The organism is Streptomyces sp. NPDC001714 (assembly GCF_042892755.1).
Lineage (GTDB): Bacteria > Actinomycetota > Actinomycetes > Streptomycetales > Streptomycetaceae > Streptomyces.
This window is the reverse complement of the sequence record NZ_JBIAUL010000013.1, coordinates 283,552-298,882: the sequence shown is the minus strand read 5'-3', so window position 1 is coordinate 298,882 and position 15,331 is coordinate 283,552. Positions and strand designations below refer to the sequence as shown.

At 70.9% G+C, this 15,331-nt stretch carries 13 protein-coding genes; 4 read left to right on the top strand and 9 right to left on the bottom strand.

The window, feature by feature from the left end; translation table 11 throughout:
* Window positions 1-13 precede the first annotated feature (13 nt).
* The gene (locus ACFY0P_RS31800; RefSeq protein WP_388920718.1) at window positions 14-1,114 is read right to left on the bottom strand and encodes a hypothetical protein; all 1,101 of its coding nucleotides are present in this window, start codon (window positions 1,112-1,114) and stop codon (window positions 14-16) included.
* A gap of 146 nt (window positions 1,115-1,260) precedes the next feature.
* Here ACFY0P_RS31800 and ACFY0P_RS31795 point away from each other — a divergent pair, with 146 nt between their 5' ends.
* Entirely contained in the window at window positions 1,261-1,512 is a 252-nt protein-coding gene (locus ACFY0P_RS31795) for a hypothetical protein (RefSeq protein WP_388920715.1), read from the top strand.
* Here the strand turns inward: ACFY0P_RS31795 and ACFY0P_RS31790 are convergent.
* The gene (locus ACFY0P_RS31790) at window positions 1,475-2,647 is read right to left on the bottom strand and encodes an acyl-CoA dehydrogenase family protein (RefSeq protein ID WP_388920712.1); all 1,173 of its coding nucleotides are present in this window, start codon (window positions 2,645-2,647) and stop codon (window positions 1,475-1,477) included. The genes ACFY0P_RS31795 and ACFY0P_RS31790 overlap by 38 nt on opposite strands.
* Window positions 2,648-2,976: 329 nt before the next feature.
* Between ACFY0P_RS31790 and ACFY0P_RS31785 the strand changes: the two genes are divergently transcribed.
* Window positions 2,977-4,209: a glycoside hydrolase family 18 protein gene (locus ACFY0P_RS31785; protein WP_388920709.1), complete on the top strand. Its 1,233-nt coding sequence runs from the start codon at window positions 2,977-2,979 to the stop codon at window positions 4,207-4,209.
* Window positions 4,210-4,301: 92 nt separating this feature from the next.
* On the opposite strand, the gene ACFY0P_RS31780 is transcribed toward ACFY0P_RS31785, so the two are convergent.
* The 5 genes from ACFY0P_RS31780 to ACFY0P_RS31760 all read right to left on the bottom strand — a co-directional run bounded on the left by ACFY0P_RS31780 (window position 4,302) and on the right by ACFY0P_RS31760 (window position 9,357).
* Window positions 4,302-4,961: a TetR/AcrR family transcriptional regulator gene (locus ACFY0P_RS31780; RefSeq protein ID WP_388920706.1), complete on the bottom strand. Its 660-nt coding sequence runs from the start codon at window positions 4,959-4,961 to the stop codon at window positions 4,302-4,304.
* A 53-nt stretch (window positions 4,962-5,014) separates the two neighbouring features.
* Entirely contained in the window at window positions 5,015-5,155 is a 141-nt protein-coding gene (locus ACFY0P_RS31775; RefSeq protein ID WP_388920703.1) for an SCO1431 family membrane protein, read from the bottom strand.
* 106 nt (window positions 5,156-5,261) lie between these two features.
* Complete coding sequence (locus ACFY0P_RS31770) at window positions 5,262-6,686, bottom strand: peptidase C39 family protein (RefSeq protein ID WP_388920700.1); 1,425 nt, start codon at window positions 6,684-6,686, stop codon at window positions 5,262-5,264.
* 186 nt (window positions 6,687-6,872) lie between these two features.
* Window positions 6,873-8,327: an amino acid permease gene (locus tag ACFY0P_RS31765; RefSeq protein WP_388920879.1), complete on the bottom strand. Its 1,455-nt coding sequence runs from the start codon at window positions 8,325-8,327 to the stop codon at window positions 6,873-6,875.
* Window positions 8,328-8,406: 79 nt separating this feature from the next.
* Window positions 8,407-9,357: a hypothetical protein gene (locus tag ACFY0P_RS31760; RefSeq protein ID WP_388920876.1), complete on the bottom strand. Its 951-nt coding sequence runs from the start codon at window positions 9,355-9,357 to the stop codon at window positions 8,407-8,409.
* Window positions 9,358-9,603: 246 nt separating this feature from the next.
* Here ACFY0P_RS31760 and ACFY0P_RS31755 point away from each other — a divergent pair, with 246 nt between their 5' ends.
* Together ACFY0P_RS31755 and ACFY0P_RS31750 are read left to right on the top strand one after the other, a co-directional pair.
* Complete coding sequence (locus ACFY0P_RS31755) at window positions 9,604-10,224, top strand: uridine kinase (protein ID WP_388920874.1); 621 nt, start codon at window positions 9,604-9,606, stop codon at window positions 10,222-10,224.
* Window positions 10,225-10,653: 429 nt separating this feature from the next.
* Complete coding sequence (locus ACFY0P_RS31750) at window positions 10,654-12,513, top strand: AAA family ATPase (RefSeq protein WP_388920697.1); 1,860 nt, start codon at window positions 10,654-10,656, stop codon at window positions 12,511-12,513.
* A gap of 245 nt (window positions 12,514-12,758) precedes the next feature.
* Here ACFY0P_RS31750 and ACFY0P_RS31745 read toward each other — a convergent pair whose 3' ends face one another.
* Window positions 12,759-13,847, bottom strand: coding sequence for a hemolysin family protein (locus ACFY0P_RS31745; RefSeq protein ID WP_388920694.1), 1,089 nt, complete (start codon window positions 13,845-13,847; stop codon window positions 12,759-12,761).
* The gene (locus ACFY0P_RS31740; protein WP_388920691.1) at window positions 13,844-15,172 is read right to left on the bottom strand and encodes a hemolysin family protein; all 1,329 of its coding nucleotides are present in this window, start codon (window positions 15,170-15,172) and stop codon (window positions 13,844-13,846) included. Before ACFY0P_RS31740 ends, ACFY0P_RS31745 begins: the two co-directional genes overlap by 4 nt.
* Window positions 15,173-15,331 lie beyond the last annotated feature (159 nt).

The following is a 15,331-nucleotide window of genomic DNA, read 5'->3' as shown; positions in this document are numbered from 1 at the left end:
CCGGCCTCCTCCTTCAGGGCGCCACCGAGTCGAAGCCGGTGAATCCGCTGGGATCGTGTCTGCCGAACGAGCCGTGCTCGAAGATGCCGTGGCCGGTCCGCCCGTCCAGGCGGAAGCGGGCGGAGTGGTCGGTGACGCCGTAGGCCGCGCGGGGGTGCGGTGCGGTCAGGTCGTAGGTACGGCGGTCCACCCATCCGCGGCCCTGCCAGGTGCCGTGCTGCCAGTCGTCCGCCGGTGGGTAGCCGGCGCCGACGGCGAGCGGCGAGGAGGTGAGGATCTCCACCTCCAGCTCCTGGGGCTTGCGCGGGTCGCCGAGGTGGACGACGGCACGCTCGGGGTGGCGGGTGCCGGAGCGGTAGGCGATCTCGGTGTGCGGCCAGCCGAGTTGGCGGTCACGGTCGCCGGGGCGGACCAGGGTGGCGTCGTTCAGGGTGCGGTGGCCGTCGGCGTCCTCCTGGGTGATGACCATCAGGAAGCGGTCATCGAAGCGGACCGGGCACCAGATCCAGTGGAAGCCCTCGGTCGGGTTCTCCTCGGCGAGCCGCCCGGGCTCCTCCCCCGGGATCGGGCGGACGCCCCAGCTGCGGTCCCGGGTGCCGGTCCAGTCGGCCGGGTCGACCCGGAACTCCTCGCCGCCGGCCCGGATCACCCCGGACACTCCCCCGGCCTGCACGAACCTGCGGCCCTCCAACGTCAGCCGGTCACCCCGGCGCTGGAGGTGGTGCGGCTCCCACAGGGCCGGGAAGCCGGCCGCCCAGACGAGGTCGCAGGAGAGGGCGTCGTCGTCGCAGGTCAGGCGGAAGCGCCGGAGCGGTTCCTCGACCTCGATGCGCAGCGGGCCGACCGCGAGCCGCATCCGGTCGTCGCCGAGGGCGTCCGAGGCGCGGACGGCGTGCAGGGTGTCCCCGGTGCGCAGGGTGGCGTAGGCGTCGATCACCCCGACGTTCGGGTAGACGCCGAGGCCGAGGATGAGCAGGGCGCGGCCGTCGTGGTCGAGGACGTGGAAGATGCAGCGGTCGTAGGCGTTCCGGTCCCCGGTGGCGACGTGCTTCATCGAGAGCGGCACCTGGTGCACGGGGTACTCGTCGAGCGGTACGGGACGGTCGTCGGCCATGGCGGGCCTCCCCGGAGGCTGAAGACGGTCCGGCTGACGGTACGTCAGAAAACAGGTGGAGGCCAGATCCGGGAGCGGACGTCCACGAACTCACGCACGATTCGGGGGATCGGTGACCAGGGCGGCCGCCCCTGCGTTGGCCTGGCATGACGACCACATACACCGCCCTCGGCCGTCAGCGCCGGATCTTCGTGCCCCCGCCCGCGGCGACGCTTCCGCCGCCCCCGCCGCAGGATCCCCCCATCTACCGCGATCTGATGCGGACCTGGGCCGACCGGGGCCGCGCCCTGCCGGGCCGCCACGACCCGGAGTGGGTCAGGCTGGCGGCGCCGACGGTCACCCGCGGGCAGTTCAGCGAGTTCAGCGACTTTCCGGCCCCGCCACATGACGGGCGATGACCATCCGCTGGATCTGGTTGGTGCCCTCGACGATCTGCAGGACCTTGGCCTCGCGCATGTAGCGCTCGACCGGGAAGTCCGCGGTGTAGCCGTAGCCGCCGAGTATCTGGACGGCGTCGGTGGTGACCTTCATCGCGGTGTCGGTGCAGTGCAGCTTGGCCATGGCGGCCTGCTTGGCGAACGGCCGGCCCGCGTCGCGCAGCCGGGCCGCCGCGAGGTACAGGGCCCGGCCGGCCTCGATCTGGGTGGCCATGTCGGCGATCATGAAGCGCAGGCCCTGGAAGTCCGCGATGGGGTGGCCGAACTGCCGTCGTCCGGTGGCATAGCCGACCGCCTCGTCCAGGGCCGCCTGGGCCAGGCCGATCGCGCAGGCAGCGATGCCGAGCCGCCCGGAGTCCAGGGCGGAGAGGGCGATGGCGAAGCCCTGGCCCTCCTCGCCGAGGCGGCGGTCGTCGGGGACCCGGACGTCGTCGAAGTGGACCTGGGCGGTGGGCGACCCCTTCATGCCCATCTTCTTCTCGGGCACCGCGCCGCTGAGGCCCTCGGCGTCACCGGGGACCAGGAAGGCGGTGATCCCGTGCGAGCCCTCGGCGCCGGTGCGGGCCATGACCGTGTAGAAGTCGGCGATGCCGCCGTGCGTGATCCAGGCCTTGGTGCCGTTGATCACCCAGGAGTCGCCGTCCCGGACGGCCCTGGTGCGCAGGGAGGCGGCGTCCGAACCGGAGGCCGGCTCGGAGAGGCAGTAGGCGCCGAGCAGGCCGCCGCCGAGTATCGCGGGCAGGTGCTCGACCTGCTGCTGCTTGGTGCCGTAGGCGGCGAGCGCGTAGCTCGCGAGGGTGTGCACGCTGACGCCGAGGCCGACGGTCAGGCGGGCCGCGGCCAGTTCCTCCAGGACCTGGAGGTAGACCTCGTAGGGCTGCTCGCCGCCGCCGTACTCGGAGTCGTAGGGCAGGCCGAGCAGGCCTGACTCGGAGAGCAGGGTGAAGACCTCGCGCGGGAAGCGCCCGGCGTCCTCCTCGTCGGCCGCCTTCGGCGCGATCTCACGCCGGGCGATCTCCCGGACCAGCGCGAGCAGGTCCCTCGCCTCGTCCGTGGGCAGTTGACGCTCCACCGGCTGCGGGTCGCGGTCGGACATGGCGTCGGTCTCCTCCCTGTCGGGCAACAGCGGTCACGGCCCGTGGATAGGGGCGGCTCCGCCTGTCGTGCGGATGCGGCCGAGGTCGGCGTTCCGGGTCTCGGAAGCTGCTGACCTGCGGCTGCGCAGTGAGTATGCCCGATCGGGGACCTCTCGTCACCAGTTAACGACCGCTTACTTCAGGAAATCCAGGCCAACATTCCGAACCCGCGAAATTGGTCCGAACCATTGACCTGACTGGTCTAGTCCTCCTAGGGTTCATGACCAACGCTTTACCGCGTTCATGCCAATCGGCGATCGTTCCCCTCTCCCCCAGGAGGAGACACCCGATGCACACCTCCCACCGCTCCCGGTTCCGGGCGCTGCTCTCCGCCGCCTGTTGCGCCGTGCTCGGCGCCGGGCTGCTGGCCGGCGCGGGCACCGCCTCCGCGGCCGCCCCGTCCGCTCCCCAGGTGAAGGCCGGCTCCAAGGTCGTCGGCTACTTCACGGAATGGGGTACCTACGACCGCAAGTACCTGGTCAAGAACGTCGAGACCTCCGGCTCGGCCGCGAAGCTCACCCACATCAACTACGCCTTCGGCAACGTCACCGGCGGCAAGTGCGCGATGGGCGACTCGTACGCGGCGACCGACCGCACCTACACCGCCGCCGAGTCCGTGGACGGCGTCGCGGACACCTGGGACCAGCCGCTGCGGGGCAACTTCAACCAGCTCCTGAAGCTGAAGAAGAAGCACCCGAACCTCAAGATCCTCTGGTCCTTCGGCGGCTGGACCTGGTCGAGCGGCTTCGGCGAGGCCGCCAGGAACCCCACCGCCTTCGCCCAGTCCTGCTACGACCTGGTGAAGAACTCCAAGTGGGCGGGCGTCTTCGACGGCATCGACATCGACTGGGAGTACCCGAACGCCTGCGGGAACACCTGCGACACCAGCGGCCGGGACGCGTTCCGGAAGGTGATGGCGGCGCTGCGCGCGAAGTTCGGCAGCAGCTCGCTCGTCACGGCGGCGATCACCGCCGACGCCACCAGCGGCGGCAAGATCGACGCGGCCGACTACGCGGGCGCGGCGCAGTACGTCGACTGGTACAACCCGATGACGTACGACTACTTCGGCGCCTGGGCCTCGACCGGGCCGACGGCCCCGCACTCGCCGCTGAACTCCTACTCGGGCATCCCGACGGCGAACTTCTACACCTCGGCGACCATTGCGAAGCTCAGGGGCCTCGGCATCCCGGCCGCCAAGCTGCTGCTCGGCATCGGCTTCTACGGCCGTGGCTGGACCGGCGTCACCCAGGCGGCGCCCGGCGGCTCGGCGACCGGTCCGGCGGCGGGGACGTACGAGCAGGGCATCGACGACTACAAGGTGCTCAAGACCAAGTGCCCGGCGACCGGCACGGTGGGCGGCACGGCGTACGCGAAGTGCGGCAGCGACTGGTGGAGCTACGACACCCCGGCGACCATCGCGACCAAGATGACCTACAAGAACCAGCAGGGCCTGGGCGGCACCTTCTTCTGGGAGCTGAGCGGCGACACCGCCAACGGTGAGCTGATCAAGGCCATCAACTGACCCCGGTCACGGGGCCTGGGGCGGGGGAACCACGAGCCCTCCGCCCCACGGGCCCGTCCGGCGGGACCCCGCGGGCGGGCCGGCCCGGTGCGTCAGGTGTCCCGGCGCGCCGGGGCCGGGGCCCGATAGGCCGGGTCCAGTTCCTCGATGGCGCGCAGGGTGCCGCCGAGCGTCTTGACCAGCAGCTCGCACATGGTCTCGCGGGAGAGTTCGGGCCGGTCGATCCAGTCGAGGGTGATGCCCTCCACGCTGCACAGCCAGGCGAGCAGACCGACCCTGGCGAGCGGGGCGATGTCGGTGCGGCCGTAGGCACCCTCGGCGATGGTCGCGACGATCGCCTCGCGCACCCCGTCCCGGATGGCATGCACCTCGGTGTCGAAGCCGACACCGCCGCTGACGATCGTGCGGTAGGCGGCCTGGTGGTGCTCGGCGTAGCGCAGGTAGCTGTCGATGGTCCGGTGAACGCGGTCCACCTGGGGCAGCTCCAGGCCGCTCGCGGCGTAGGTGACCAGGTCGGCGACGGAGTCCTGGATGATCGCCAGGTAGTAGCCGCGCTTTGACTGGAAGTAGTAGTAGATCAGCCCTTTGGCGACATGCGCCTGCTTTGCGATGTCGTCCATGGAGAGCGCGTCGTACGAGGTGTCGGCGAACAACTTCCGCCCGATGGCGATGAGTTCGGCACGACGAGCCACGGAGCGCTCGGTGCCGCGCGCCCTGGGACGGGCGGCGGCACGCTGTTGACTGATATTCAATTTCGACCCTGGTCTCAACGGGCTGCGGGACATCCGCAGTATGTCAGTTCAGGTCACAGCAGACCGAGTTGAGTCACCAACATGGCGATGACCACGACCAGGGTCCAGCCCATGACGTGTTCCAGAACCTTCGGGCCGTCGTCCCGGGGGCCGCCGGTACGGGCGCGGGCAGCGGTGGCGGAGTGCGTGGTCATGACGTCCACCATGCCATTGATTGCGGCTTTTGCGACGGAGAGCTTGGTCACAGGAGAGCGGCCCCCGGGATGCCAGGGGCCGCTGTCGTGCCGGTGTCGTACCAGGTCAGCGCACGCCGACCGCCGCGAGCGCCTTGAGCTGGGCCGAGGTCGGGCAGGACGGGAAGTACAGGTAGCAGACACCTCCGGTGCCGGAGACGACCTTGCCGCTGGCGTTGTACCGCTTGGTCCGCAGCCAGATGTTCTCGAACTCCCGCCGCTGATAGACCCGCCGGACCGCGTCGTCGTCGGCCGAGAACGGGTCGTTGGCGATCACGTCGCCGTCCGCGGTGAAGCCGATCACGGTCATCAGGTGCCCGGAGGTGCCGTAACCGGCACCCGTCAGCTCCGACGCGAGGAAGGACTGTGACGTTATGGCCGGGATGCCGGCCGCGATCAGGGTCTCCAGGTCGGTGAGCGAGGCCAGTCGCGTTATCACGCCCTGGAGGTCCTTGTACGTCGACGCGTAGGCGGCGTTGAAGGGCCAGTTGCCGCAGCCCCCGTACTGGTAGTCGTAGGTGTAGCGGGCCGCGTAGCAGACCTGCGGGTCGGCGTAGGACGGGTCGACCCAGGCCAGCTGCGAGGCGCTGGGCCGGGCGCCCCAGTACTCGACGATCATCTGCGAGGAGGTGGGGCTGCACCAGGCCTCGCCGCCGTTGTCGTACTCGGGGTACTGGCCCTTGTGGATCTCCTGGGAGTAGCGGGGGACCTTGAGTTCCTGGGCCAGGCCCGGGGTGGAGGCCGGGACGGTGAAGCGGTCCGGGATGTCGGAGCCCATGGCGCCGAGCCGCCAGACGGTCGGGGTGAGCTTGGTGCCCGGCTTCCGGTAGAGGGTCAGGCGCAGCTGGTACGAGGTGAGGCGCAGGCCGGTGCTGGCGTCGTCGACGGCGAAGGTGTCGGTCCAGATGGTGCTCTTGCCGTCGGTCTGGCCGTCCACCGAGGTCCGCTTGATGTCCTGGTCGCCGGCCGCCCAGCGGCCCATGACGTACCAGGGCGTCGCGGTGCCGTCGGAGTAGGTGCCGTGCAGTTCGACCTGGATCCAGGTGCCTGCCGGGGTGTCCGCGTTCCAGGAGGCGATGGTCTCGGTGGCGGGGACGGCCAGCCGGTGCACCGGGCCGGTCCAGGTGGCGTACTCCCAGCCGGCCGTGATGCCGGTGTGGGGGTCGGTGTAGGAGGTGGTGCCCACCGGGGTGCCGATCACCACACCGGGCCGCTCCCCGGCGACGGCGCCGACGCCCTGGGCGGTGCCGGCCTTCCAGTCGCTGTAGGTCGTCCAGGAGCGGTAGTCGATCGGGCGGGTCCCGTCCCGGCCGTGACCGGGACGGCCGTGCCGGGCCCGACGGGTCTCGGTCCGGGCGGTGTCGTCGGAGTCGGTCTCCGGCGCGGCGACCGCCGGCATCGCGGGGACCACGCTCTCGGCCACGGCCGCTGCCGCGACGGAGGCGGCGGCCGCCAGAACGGTTCTGCGGGACGGCTGTTCGGCTCTGCTCATGGGTGGAGGACCCCCAGGTGTGCGCGTCACGGCTGATCCGGTGCAAGGGCTGTGCGCCAACTATGGAACAGGCGCCATGCCCCTGCCAGCACTTCGGCCCGTGCCACGCCCACCAATATTGGTCTCGTCCGCTGAAAGGGCCCCGGCTCGGTCGCCGGGGCCCCCTTCGTACGGGTCCTCGCCGGCTCAGATGAGATCCATCGCGGCGACCTCGTCGGGGCGGCCGTAGCTGACCGGCCCCTGGAAGCGGCGGCGGGCGGTGGCGAACCACCAGACCGTGGCCACGGCCAGGACGACGGCCAGCGCGATCGGCGCGTAGTTGAAGGAGTCGACGGTGATCGGCGAGGCCTGCGGCAGCATGAACAGGACGCTGCTGAGCAGGATCCAGATCACCGCCAGCCAGCCGACCGGCCTGCTCCAGCGGCCCAGGTTCCACGGCCCTGGCTGGAAGTCGTCGCCCAGGCGCAGCCGCAGGAACACCGGCACGGCGTAGGCGAGGAACAGGCCGACGACGTTGACGCTGACGATCGCGGTGAACGCCGTGTGCGACCACCAGCCCGGCACCACCAGGGCGACCGAGCAGGCCACCGCGAGCCAGACGGCCTTGACGGGGGTCCGGGTGCGGGGCGAGACCGAGTGCCACAGGCGGGAGCCGGGCATCGCGCCGTCCCGGGAGAAGGCGAAGATCTGCCGGGTGTTGCTGGTGAGGTTGGCGAGGCCGCAGAAGAGCATGGCCCCGATGACGACGAGCAGCATCGCCTTGGCCCAGCCCATGCCCAGTCCGTCGATGAGGATCTGGACGGGCGGCGCGGAGGAGCTCGCCACCTTGGTGTAGTCGCCGATGCTGTACACCAGCGCGAGCATCAGGATCAGGCCGGTGATCGCCGAATAACCGATGGAACGGATGATCCCTCTGGGTGCGTTGACGGTCGCCTGGACGGTTTCCTCGGACATGTGGAAGCTGCCGTCGAAGCCGGTGAAGGTCCAGCTGGTGACCAGCAGCCCGAGCAGGCCCCCGTAAAGGCCGTTGGTGAAGCCGGTGTTGTTCACGAAATGCGTCACGAAGGACGCCGACCGGTGATGGTCCGGCATCACGATCAGTGTGCTCACGATCACCACGAGTCCGATCAGCAGCCACCAGACGGAAATCCGGTTCAGTACGGCGACGAGCTGGACGGTGTAGGTGTTGGCGAGCCCCTGGACCACGATGATCAGGGCCGTGATCAGGACCGTCTGATGGGCGGTCGGCGTGTACGAGGGCCACTGCAGGGCGATGAAGGCCTGGATGAAGGTGGCGGCCGCGTAACCGGTGGCCGCGGTGCCGCCGATCTGGCCCACGAAGTTCAGCCAGCCCGTGTACCAGGACCAGGCGCCCTTGTGCCGTTTGGCGAGCTTACCGGCGGAGAAATACAGGGCGCCGCTCGTCGGATAGGCGGAGGCCACTTCCGCCATGGCGGCACCGATGCACAGCACCATCACGCAGACGCCGATCCAGCCGAACACGAGAATGCGGGGGCCGCCCGCGTTCATACCGAATCCGAAGGACGAGAAAATCCCCGAGAGAATATTGATGATGGTGAAGGAGATGGCGAAATTGTCGAACGCCTGGAATCGGCGGGTGAGTTTCCGCGGATAACCCATCGCGTGCAGGGTGGCGTCGTCGTCGAATGTGACGGGGTCCGCTGTGCGTTCTGACACGTGCCGGCCTTTCTCTGGGACTCTAGGAGGGGATGGGCAGGCCGCAGGCGCGGCGGGCCCGGGAGAGCTGGTCGGCCGGTTCGCCGAAGACACTCCAGGGCATGCGTGAGGCGTACGGCCCCATGACCGTGAAGACCGCCCGGGCCTCGAACTCGCACTGGGCCATGACCAGCGCGTGCGCGAGGTAGGCCAGGTCGAGCACCGGGGTGAAGCGGTATCCGGCAACCATGGGCAGCCAGTTGTGGTAGATCGACAACGCGGTGCTGCGCCACTGGGGCTGTTCCCAGACCCGCTCGGCGAGCAGCTGGGTGGGGTTGTGGCTCTCCACCAGCGCGACCAGCGGCAGCAGCCGCAGCGCGGAGTCGGCGGGGGCACGCTGGGCGAGGAAGGCGGCGACGTCCCAGGCCGCGTTGACCGAGCCGCCGTACCGGGTGAAGAAGAAGGACAGGAAGCGGTGGTGGGCCTCGCGGTGCCAGGGGTCGAGGGCGAGGGTGTGCGCGAACAGCCGCCAGGGGCCGGCCGGGGAGGTCAGCAGGCCGCCGGGGGCGGGGTCGTGCGGGCGGTGCAGCCGGGCCATGGCCAGCTTGGCGGCCCAGGGCGTGGGGTCGGCGGGGTCCATGGCGCTGGCCCGCTCGCAGGCGGCCAGGGCGATCCGCTCCAGCGCCTCGGCGCGCTCGTCACGGGAGTCGGCCGCCCGGATCGCCCGCTGCACGGCCACCCGGGCCCACATCAGCGCGGACTCGGGGCCCGGCTCCTCGGCGAGCCACCGCTCCACCAGATCGGTGCCGGCCGCCTCGGAGGCGAGGACCAGGGAGCGGTGGGCGCGCAGCGCGAAGTCGGCACGTGTCTCGGCCAGTGCCTCACGGGCACTCAGATATCTCCCGGCGCGCACGTCCACGCATACGCTCGCGAGCAAGCGGTCGTCGGCCGCCGGATGCCATACGTAGTGCCCTTCGAATAACTCCGCGACCATCTTCCCCTGTCCGTCCCCGTTCGACGCGTGCACACTAAAGGCACCCTACTCAGGGCCGGGCGCACCGGAAACGCGCGAGGTCGACATATCGGTCAGCCCGTCGGAAATATTAATGGGCTCGGCGGAGAACGGCTCGAAATTAGTTCAAGCCGATACTTTCCCGGAGCCGGAAACGCCCGCTATGCGCCGCACTACTAGAATGTTTCCGGAAAACACCCCACACCGCAGCACACCTCGGGAACGGCCATTCACCAGCTCGCCTCCGCACTCAGAGCCCTGCCGCCCTCCTGCGGCCCGGTCCGCCTCGTCGGCGTCGACGGGCACGCCGGGTCCGGAAAGACCACGTTCGCCGGCCGGTTGGCCACCGCCCTGGGCGGGGCGCCGGTGCTGCACCTCGACGACATCGCCAGCCACGAGGAGCTGTTCGCCTGGACCGGCCGGCTGCTGACCCAGGTGATCGGGCCGCTCGGACACGGCGGGACGGCGCACTACTCCCCCTACGACTGGCACACCCGCCGCTTCGGCCCGCCCCGCCCACTGCCGCCGGCCCCGGTGGTCCTCGTCGAGGGCGTCGGCGCCGGCCGCCGCGCGCTGCGCCCCTACCTGGCGCGGCTGCTGTGGATGGAGCTGCCGCACGAGGAGGCCTGGACGCGGGGCAGGGCGCGGGACGGCGCGGAACAACGGGACTTCTGGGCCGAATGGGTCAGGGCTGAACACGAACACTTCAGCGAAGACCCCTCAAGGCCGTACGCCGACCTTCTGGTGACACAGTCACAAAAGGGATACGAGGTGCTGCCGGGGCCCGCGAAGACGGTTGGACCGGACCAGACCATCACCCACCGTGACGGACCGTCGGCCGTGTGCTGAACTTGTGAAGACGCGCCTCCAAGAAGTTGCCCGAGTACCTCAACTCGGCTTGACCGGGGGGCCGTACAGGACTTACGTTCTGAATGAGCGGCTGTTCGAAGCCGCCCTGCAGACGCGAAGCCCCCGGTTGTTCCCCCGTGATCGGGGGCTTCGTTCTGCCCTTTACCCCTTTTGCGTGCGCCGCGCGCGCCCTCACGCTCACCCTCGGTCACCGACCCGTGTGCGCCCCGTCTGCCCCCACCTCGCCAAACGACCTGTGCGGCACCCTTCGGCGGGCGGTGGAACCGCAGGTACGATGCCCTCGGTGCGACCTTCGAACGGCTGCTTCGCGCACCTGCAACTCCGGTCCGCGGCACAGCGGTTCGACCAACGGCGGCCATCGGGGGGAGCCCGGGGCCAACCACGGGGGCACGGTCTGTGGGGGACGTGATGGATTTCGGCACGCAGGGCCCCGAGGCCCCGGCCGACCTCGCCTGGCTGCGAGGCGTGGACGCCTACACGATGGGCGCCTATCCGCAGGCGGAGGAGGAGTTCCGCGCCGCGGTACGGATGGATCCCGGGATGGCCGACGCCTGGCTCGGACTGCACGCGCTCCGCGTCGACACGACGACCGCGCTGCTGCGGATGTTCCGGCACCGGGACCGCTTCGGCGAACAGCGCGGCCGACATCGCCGCGCCCTGAACTCCTGGTACTGGCTGGGCTGGTGGGTGCAACCGGTGCTCGAGAGCCCGCGCGATCTCCTCCTCGCGCACGCCTCGCACTGGCTGGACGGCCGGCACGTCCCGGAGCTCGACCGGGCCCTCGCCGGGCTGCCGCCGGTGGACGCCGACCCCCAGGTCCGCTTCCTGCACGCCTGCCGGTCCTACCTGGTCAAGGACTGGGAGCAGCTGGTGCGGCACACCGATCCACTCCTCGACGACCCCATGCTGGGCATCGAGGCGGGCCTGTTCGGCGGTATGGCCCGGGTCCGCCTGGAGATGTACGGCCAGGCCGAACCCCTGCTCTCCGCCGCGCTGATGCGCTGCCGCAGCGAGCAGCCGCAGCGCAAGGAGCTGCGCTACTGGCTGGCCCGGGCGCACGAGGGCACCGGCCGCAGCGCCGCAGCGCTCCCCCTCTACCGGGCCGTGCACCGCGTCGACCCCGCCTTCATGGACACCTCGGCGCGGCTGGCCGCGATAGCCGAGGGCGACGGGTACGACGACACCGCCGACTTCGCCGCGATCACCCTCACCGGTGCGGGGGACGTCGTGGACGGGCCGGACATGCTCGACCCGCTCTTCGGTACGGAGGGACGCGACCTGCGGCTCGGGGACCCGGAGCCGCCGGCCGGGGCGATGCCGTCGGTGATCGACCCGGCGGTGCGCGAGAAGGCCGTGCCCTCGCCTCCGCTGCCGGCCGGCCCGACCGACCCCGCGTTACTTGAGGAGGCGCTCGCCGAACTGGAGCGCATGGTCGGGCTCGAGCCCGTGAAGCGGCAGGTCAAGGCGCTGTCCGCGCAGCTGAACATGGCCCGGTTGCGGGCCGGGCAGGGGCTGCCGGTGCAGCCGCCGAAACGCCACTTCGTCTTCTCCGGACCGTCGGGCACCGGGAAGACCACCGTCGCCCGCATCCTGGGCCGGGTGTTCTACGCGCTGGGGCTGCTCGGCGGAGACCACCTGGTGGAGGCGCAGCGGGCCGATCTGGTCGGCGAGTACCTGGGCCAGACCGCCGTGAAGGCGAACGAACTGATCGACTCCGCGATCGGCGGCGTGCTCTTCGTCGACGAGGCCTACTCGCTCTCCAACTCCGGATACGGCAAGGGGGACGCGTACGGCGACGAGGCGCTGCAGGTGCTGCTGAAGCGGGCCGAGGACAACCGCGACCACCTGGTGGTGATCCTGGCCGGCTACCCGGAGGGCATGGACCGCCTGCTGGCCGCCAACCCGGGCCTGTCCTCCCGCTTCACGACCCGCGTGGACTTTCCCTCCTACCGTCCCCTCGAACTGACGTCGATCGGCGAGGTCCTGGCGGCCGAGAACGGGGACGCGTGGGACGAGGAGGCGCTGGAGGAGCTGCGGTCGATCGCCGGGCACGTGGTGGACCAGGGGTGGATCGACGAACTGGGCAACGGGCGGTTCCTGCGGACGCTGTACGAGAAGAGCTGTGCGTACCGGGATCTGCGGTTGTCCGTGTATCCGGGGGTGCTGTCGCGGGACGACCTGGCGACGCTGCGGCTGCCGGACCTGATGCAGGCGTACGGCGAGGTGCTGTCGGGGAGGGGCCCGCAGGATCCGGCGGCCGGGATGTAGCTGCGGGTGGGGGCCGGGGGGTGGGGACGCTTACCGACGCTTGCATGGTGCCGGCCGCGCCCACCCTCCCCCACTCTCGGCTTCGCTCGAGCGGGGCCCCCAGCGCCCCAGCGGCACGACTGCCCGCGGTTATGTGAGACACGGCTGGGAAGCGCCCCGTCAGGGGCGCTGGGGGTACCCCCGGCCGAAGGCCGGGGGAGGAACTGCACGACCAACCCCCACGCGCCCGCAGCTGAACTAGGACCTCACCCGGCCATGACCTCCTCCGGCTCCCCGCTCCCCCTCGGCTCCGGCGTCCTCGGCGTTGCCGCCTGCTCCCGGTGCGCCGGGTCCGTCACCTCGCCCACCAGTAGCTCAAGGACGTCCTCAAGCGCCGCCAGCCCCAGCACCCGGCCGTTCGCGTCAGCGACCTGCGCCAGGTGGGTCGCCGCCCGGCGCATCACCGTGAGCGCGTCGTCGAGGGGCAGTTCGGCCCGCAGTGTCGTCATCGGCCGCCATATCTGCTGCGGTACCGCCCGGTCCGAGTCCTCCAGGTCGAGTACGTCCTTCACGTGCACATAGCCCATGAAGGCGCCGGACTCGGCCGCCACCGGGAAACGGGAGTAGCCGGTGCGGGCGGTGAGCTCGACGATCTGGCCCGGGGTGACCGAGGGCGGGACCGTGATCAGGGACTCGCGGCGCAGGAGCACGTCCGTCACCGGGCGGGAGCCCAGTTCCAGCGCGTCCTCCAGGCGCTCCTGCTCCTCCGGGTCGAGGAGGCCCGCCTGGCCGGAGTCCTCCAGCAGCCGGTTGAGCTGCTCGCTGGTGACGACGGCCTCGACCTCGTCCTTCGGCTCGACCCGGAACAGCTTGAGGATGCCCTGGGCGCAGGCGCCGAGGGCGACGGTGATCGGCCGGCACACCCGGGCGAAGGCGACCAGGCCCGGGCTCAGCCAGAGCGCCGCCTTCTCGGGCGCCGCCATCGCCAGGTTCTTGGGCACCATCTCGCCGACGACCAGGTGGAAGAAGACCACTCCGGCGAGCGCGATCACATAGCCCAGGGGGTGGATCACGCCTTCCGGCAGGTGCACCGCCTCGAACAGCGGCTCCAGCAGGTGGGCCACCGTCGGTTCGGCCACCGCGCCGAGCGTCAGCGAGCAGACGGTGATGCCGAACTGGGCTGCGGCCATCATCTGCGGGAGGCGTTCCAGGCCGTAGAGGACCTGGCGGGCCCGGGCCGTGCCCAGCGGTTCGATCTGGCTGCGGCGGACGGAGACCAGGGCGAACTCCGCGCCGACGAAGAAGCCGTTGGCGAGCACCAGCAGCGCGGCGAAGACCAGTTGCAGGACGCTCATCGGGCGGCCTCCGCGACGGCGGGGGCGGTGCGGACCAGGCGGACCCGTTCGGCGCGGTAGTGGCCGACCCGGCGGACGGACAGCCGCCAGCCGGGCAGTTCGGCACGGTCGCCGGGCGCCGGAATCCGGCCGAGCAGGTCGGCGACCAGACCGGCGACCGTCTCGTACGGTCCCTCGGGCACGTCGAGGCCTATCCGCTGGAGGATGTCGACGCGGACGCTGCCGTCGACGTCCCAGGCGGGCCTGCCGTCCTGGGCCGGGGCGGCGGCCAGTTCCGGCGCGTCCGGGCTGTCGTGCTCGTCACGGACCTCGCCGACGAGTTCCTCGACGATGTCCTCCAGGGTGACCACGCCCGCCGTGCCGCCGTACTCGTCGACGACGACCGCGATGGGCTGCTCGGAGCGGAGCCGGGCGAGGAGGGGCTGGACCGGGAGCGTCTCGGGGACCAGCAGGGCCTTGCGGGCGATGCGGCCGACCGGGGTGCGCAGCCGGTCGTGGACCGAGACGGCCAGCGCGTCCTTGAGGTGGGCCATGCCGACGATCTCGTCGATCTTCTCCCGGTACACGGGGAAGCGGGACAGGCCGGTGGCCCGGGTGAGGTTGACGACGTCCTCGGCGGTCGCCGTGTCCTGGAGCGCGCTGACCTTCACCCGGGGGGTCATGACGTGCTGTGCGGTCAGCTCGCCCAGGGACAGGGTGCGGACGAACAGGTCGGCCGTGTCCTGTTCCAACGCGCCGGCCTGGGCGGAGTGCCTAGCCAGGGAGACCAGTTCGCCGGGGGTGCGGGCGGAGGCCAGCTCCTCGGCGGGCTCGACGCCGAGGGCGCGCACGAGACGGTTGGCCACCGTGTTCAGCGCGGCGATGACCGGACGGAACAGGCGGGAGAAGCGGGCCTGCGGGCCGGCGACGAAGCGCGCGACCTGGAGGGGCTTGGAGACCGCCCAGTTCTTGGGTACGAGTTCGCCGATCACCATCTGGATCGCCGAGGCGAGCAGCATGCCCACCACGACGGCGATACCGGAGACCGCGCCCTCGGGCAGACCGGTCGCGGTCAGCGGGCCGCGCAGCAGCTCGGCCAGTGCCGGTTCGGCGAGCATGCCGACGACGAGGGAGGTGATGGTGATGCCGAGCTGGGTGCCGGAGAGCTGGAAGGACAGCTCCTTCAGCGATTCGGCGACCGTGCGGGCGCGTTTGTCGCCGTCGGCGGCGGCCTTCTCGGCCTCGGGCCGCTCCACGGTCACCAGGCCGAACTCGGCGGCCACGAAGAAGCCGTTGGCGAGGATGAGAAGGAACGCGGCTGCCAGGAGCAGCAGGGGGGTGGTCATGATGCCGCCGCCTCCGAAGCCTCGCGGACTGCGCGAAGGCGGTCCGCGGTATGTCGGGAGGGGGCGGCGCAGGTACTACAGGACGATCCGTCCATCGCCGGAGAGGGTCACTCCTCGGGTAGCAGGAACCCCTGTGCGCGGGGCGCGCCACAGGGGCGG

Excerpts from the sequence above, each read along its gene's own strand:
- ACFY0P_RS31740 (WP_388920691.1), bottom strand. The coding sequence starts at position 15,172 with ATGACCACCCCCCTGCTGCTCCTGGCAGCCGCGTTCCTTCTCATCCTC.
- ACFY0P_RS31760 (WP_388920876.1), bottom strand. The coding sequence starts at position 9,357 with ATGGTCGCGGAGTTATTCGAAGGGCACTACGTATGGCATCCGGCGGCC.
- ACFY0P_RS31790 (WP_388920712.1), bottom strand. The coding sequence starts at position 2,647 with ATGTCCGACCGCGACCCGCAGCCGGTGGAGCGTCAACTGCCCACGGAC.
- ACFY0P_RS31800 (WP_388920718.1), bottom strand. The coding sequence starts at position 1,114 with ATGGCCGACGACCGTCCCGTACCGCTCGACGAGTACCCCGTGCACCAG.
- ACFY0P_RS31750 (WP_388920697.1), top strand. The coding sequence starts at position 10,654 with ATGGATTTCGGCACGCAGGGCCCCGAGGCCCCGGCCGACCTCGCCTGG.
- ACFY0P_RS31745 (WP_388920694.1), bottom strand. The coding sequence starts at position 13,847 with ATGAGCGTCCTGCAACTGGTCTTCGCCGCGCTGCTGGTGCTCGCCAAC.
- ACFY0P_RS31770 (WP_388920700.1), bottom strand. The coding sequence starts at position 6,686 with ATGAGCAGAGCCGAACAGCCGTCCCGCAGAACCGTTCTGGCGGCCGCC.
- ACFY0P_RS31785 (WP_388920709.1), top strand. The coding sequence starts at position 2,977 with ATGCACACCTCCCACCGCTCCCGGTTCCGGGCGCTGCTCTCCGCCGCC.
- ACFY0P_RS31775 (WP_388920703.1), bottom strand. The coding sequence starts at position 5,155 with ATGACCACGCACTCCGCCACCGCTGCCCGCGCCCGTACCGGCGGCCCC.
- ACFY0P_RS31795 (WP_388920715.1), top strand. The coding sequence starts at position 1,261 with ATGACGACCACATACACCGCCCTCGGCCGTCAGCGCCGGATCTTCGTG.
- ACFY0P_RS31765 (WP_388920879.1), bottom strand. The coding sequence starts at position 8,327 with ATGGGTTATCCGCGGAAACTCACCCGCCGATTCCAGGCGTTCGACAAT.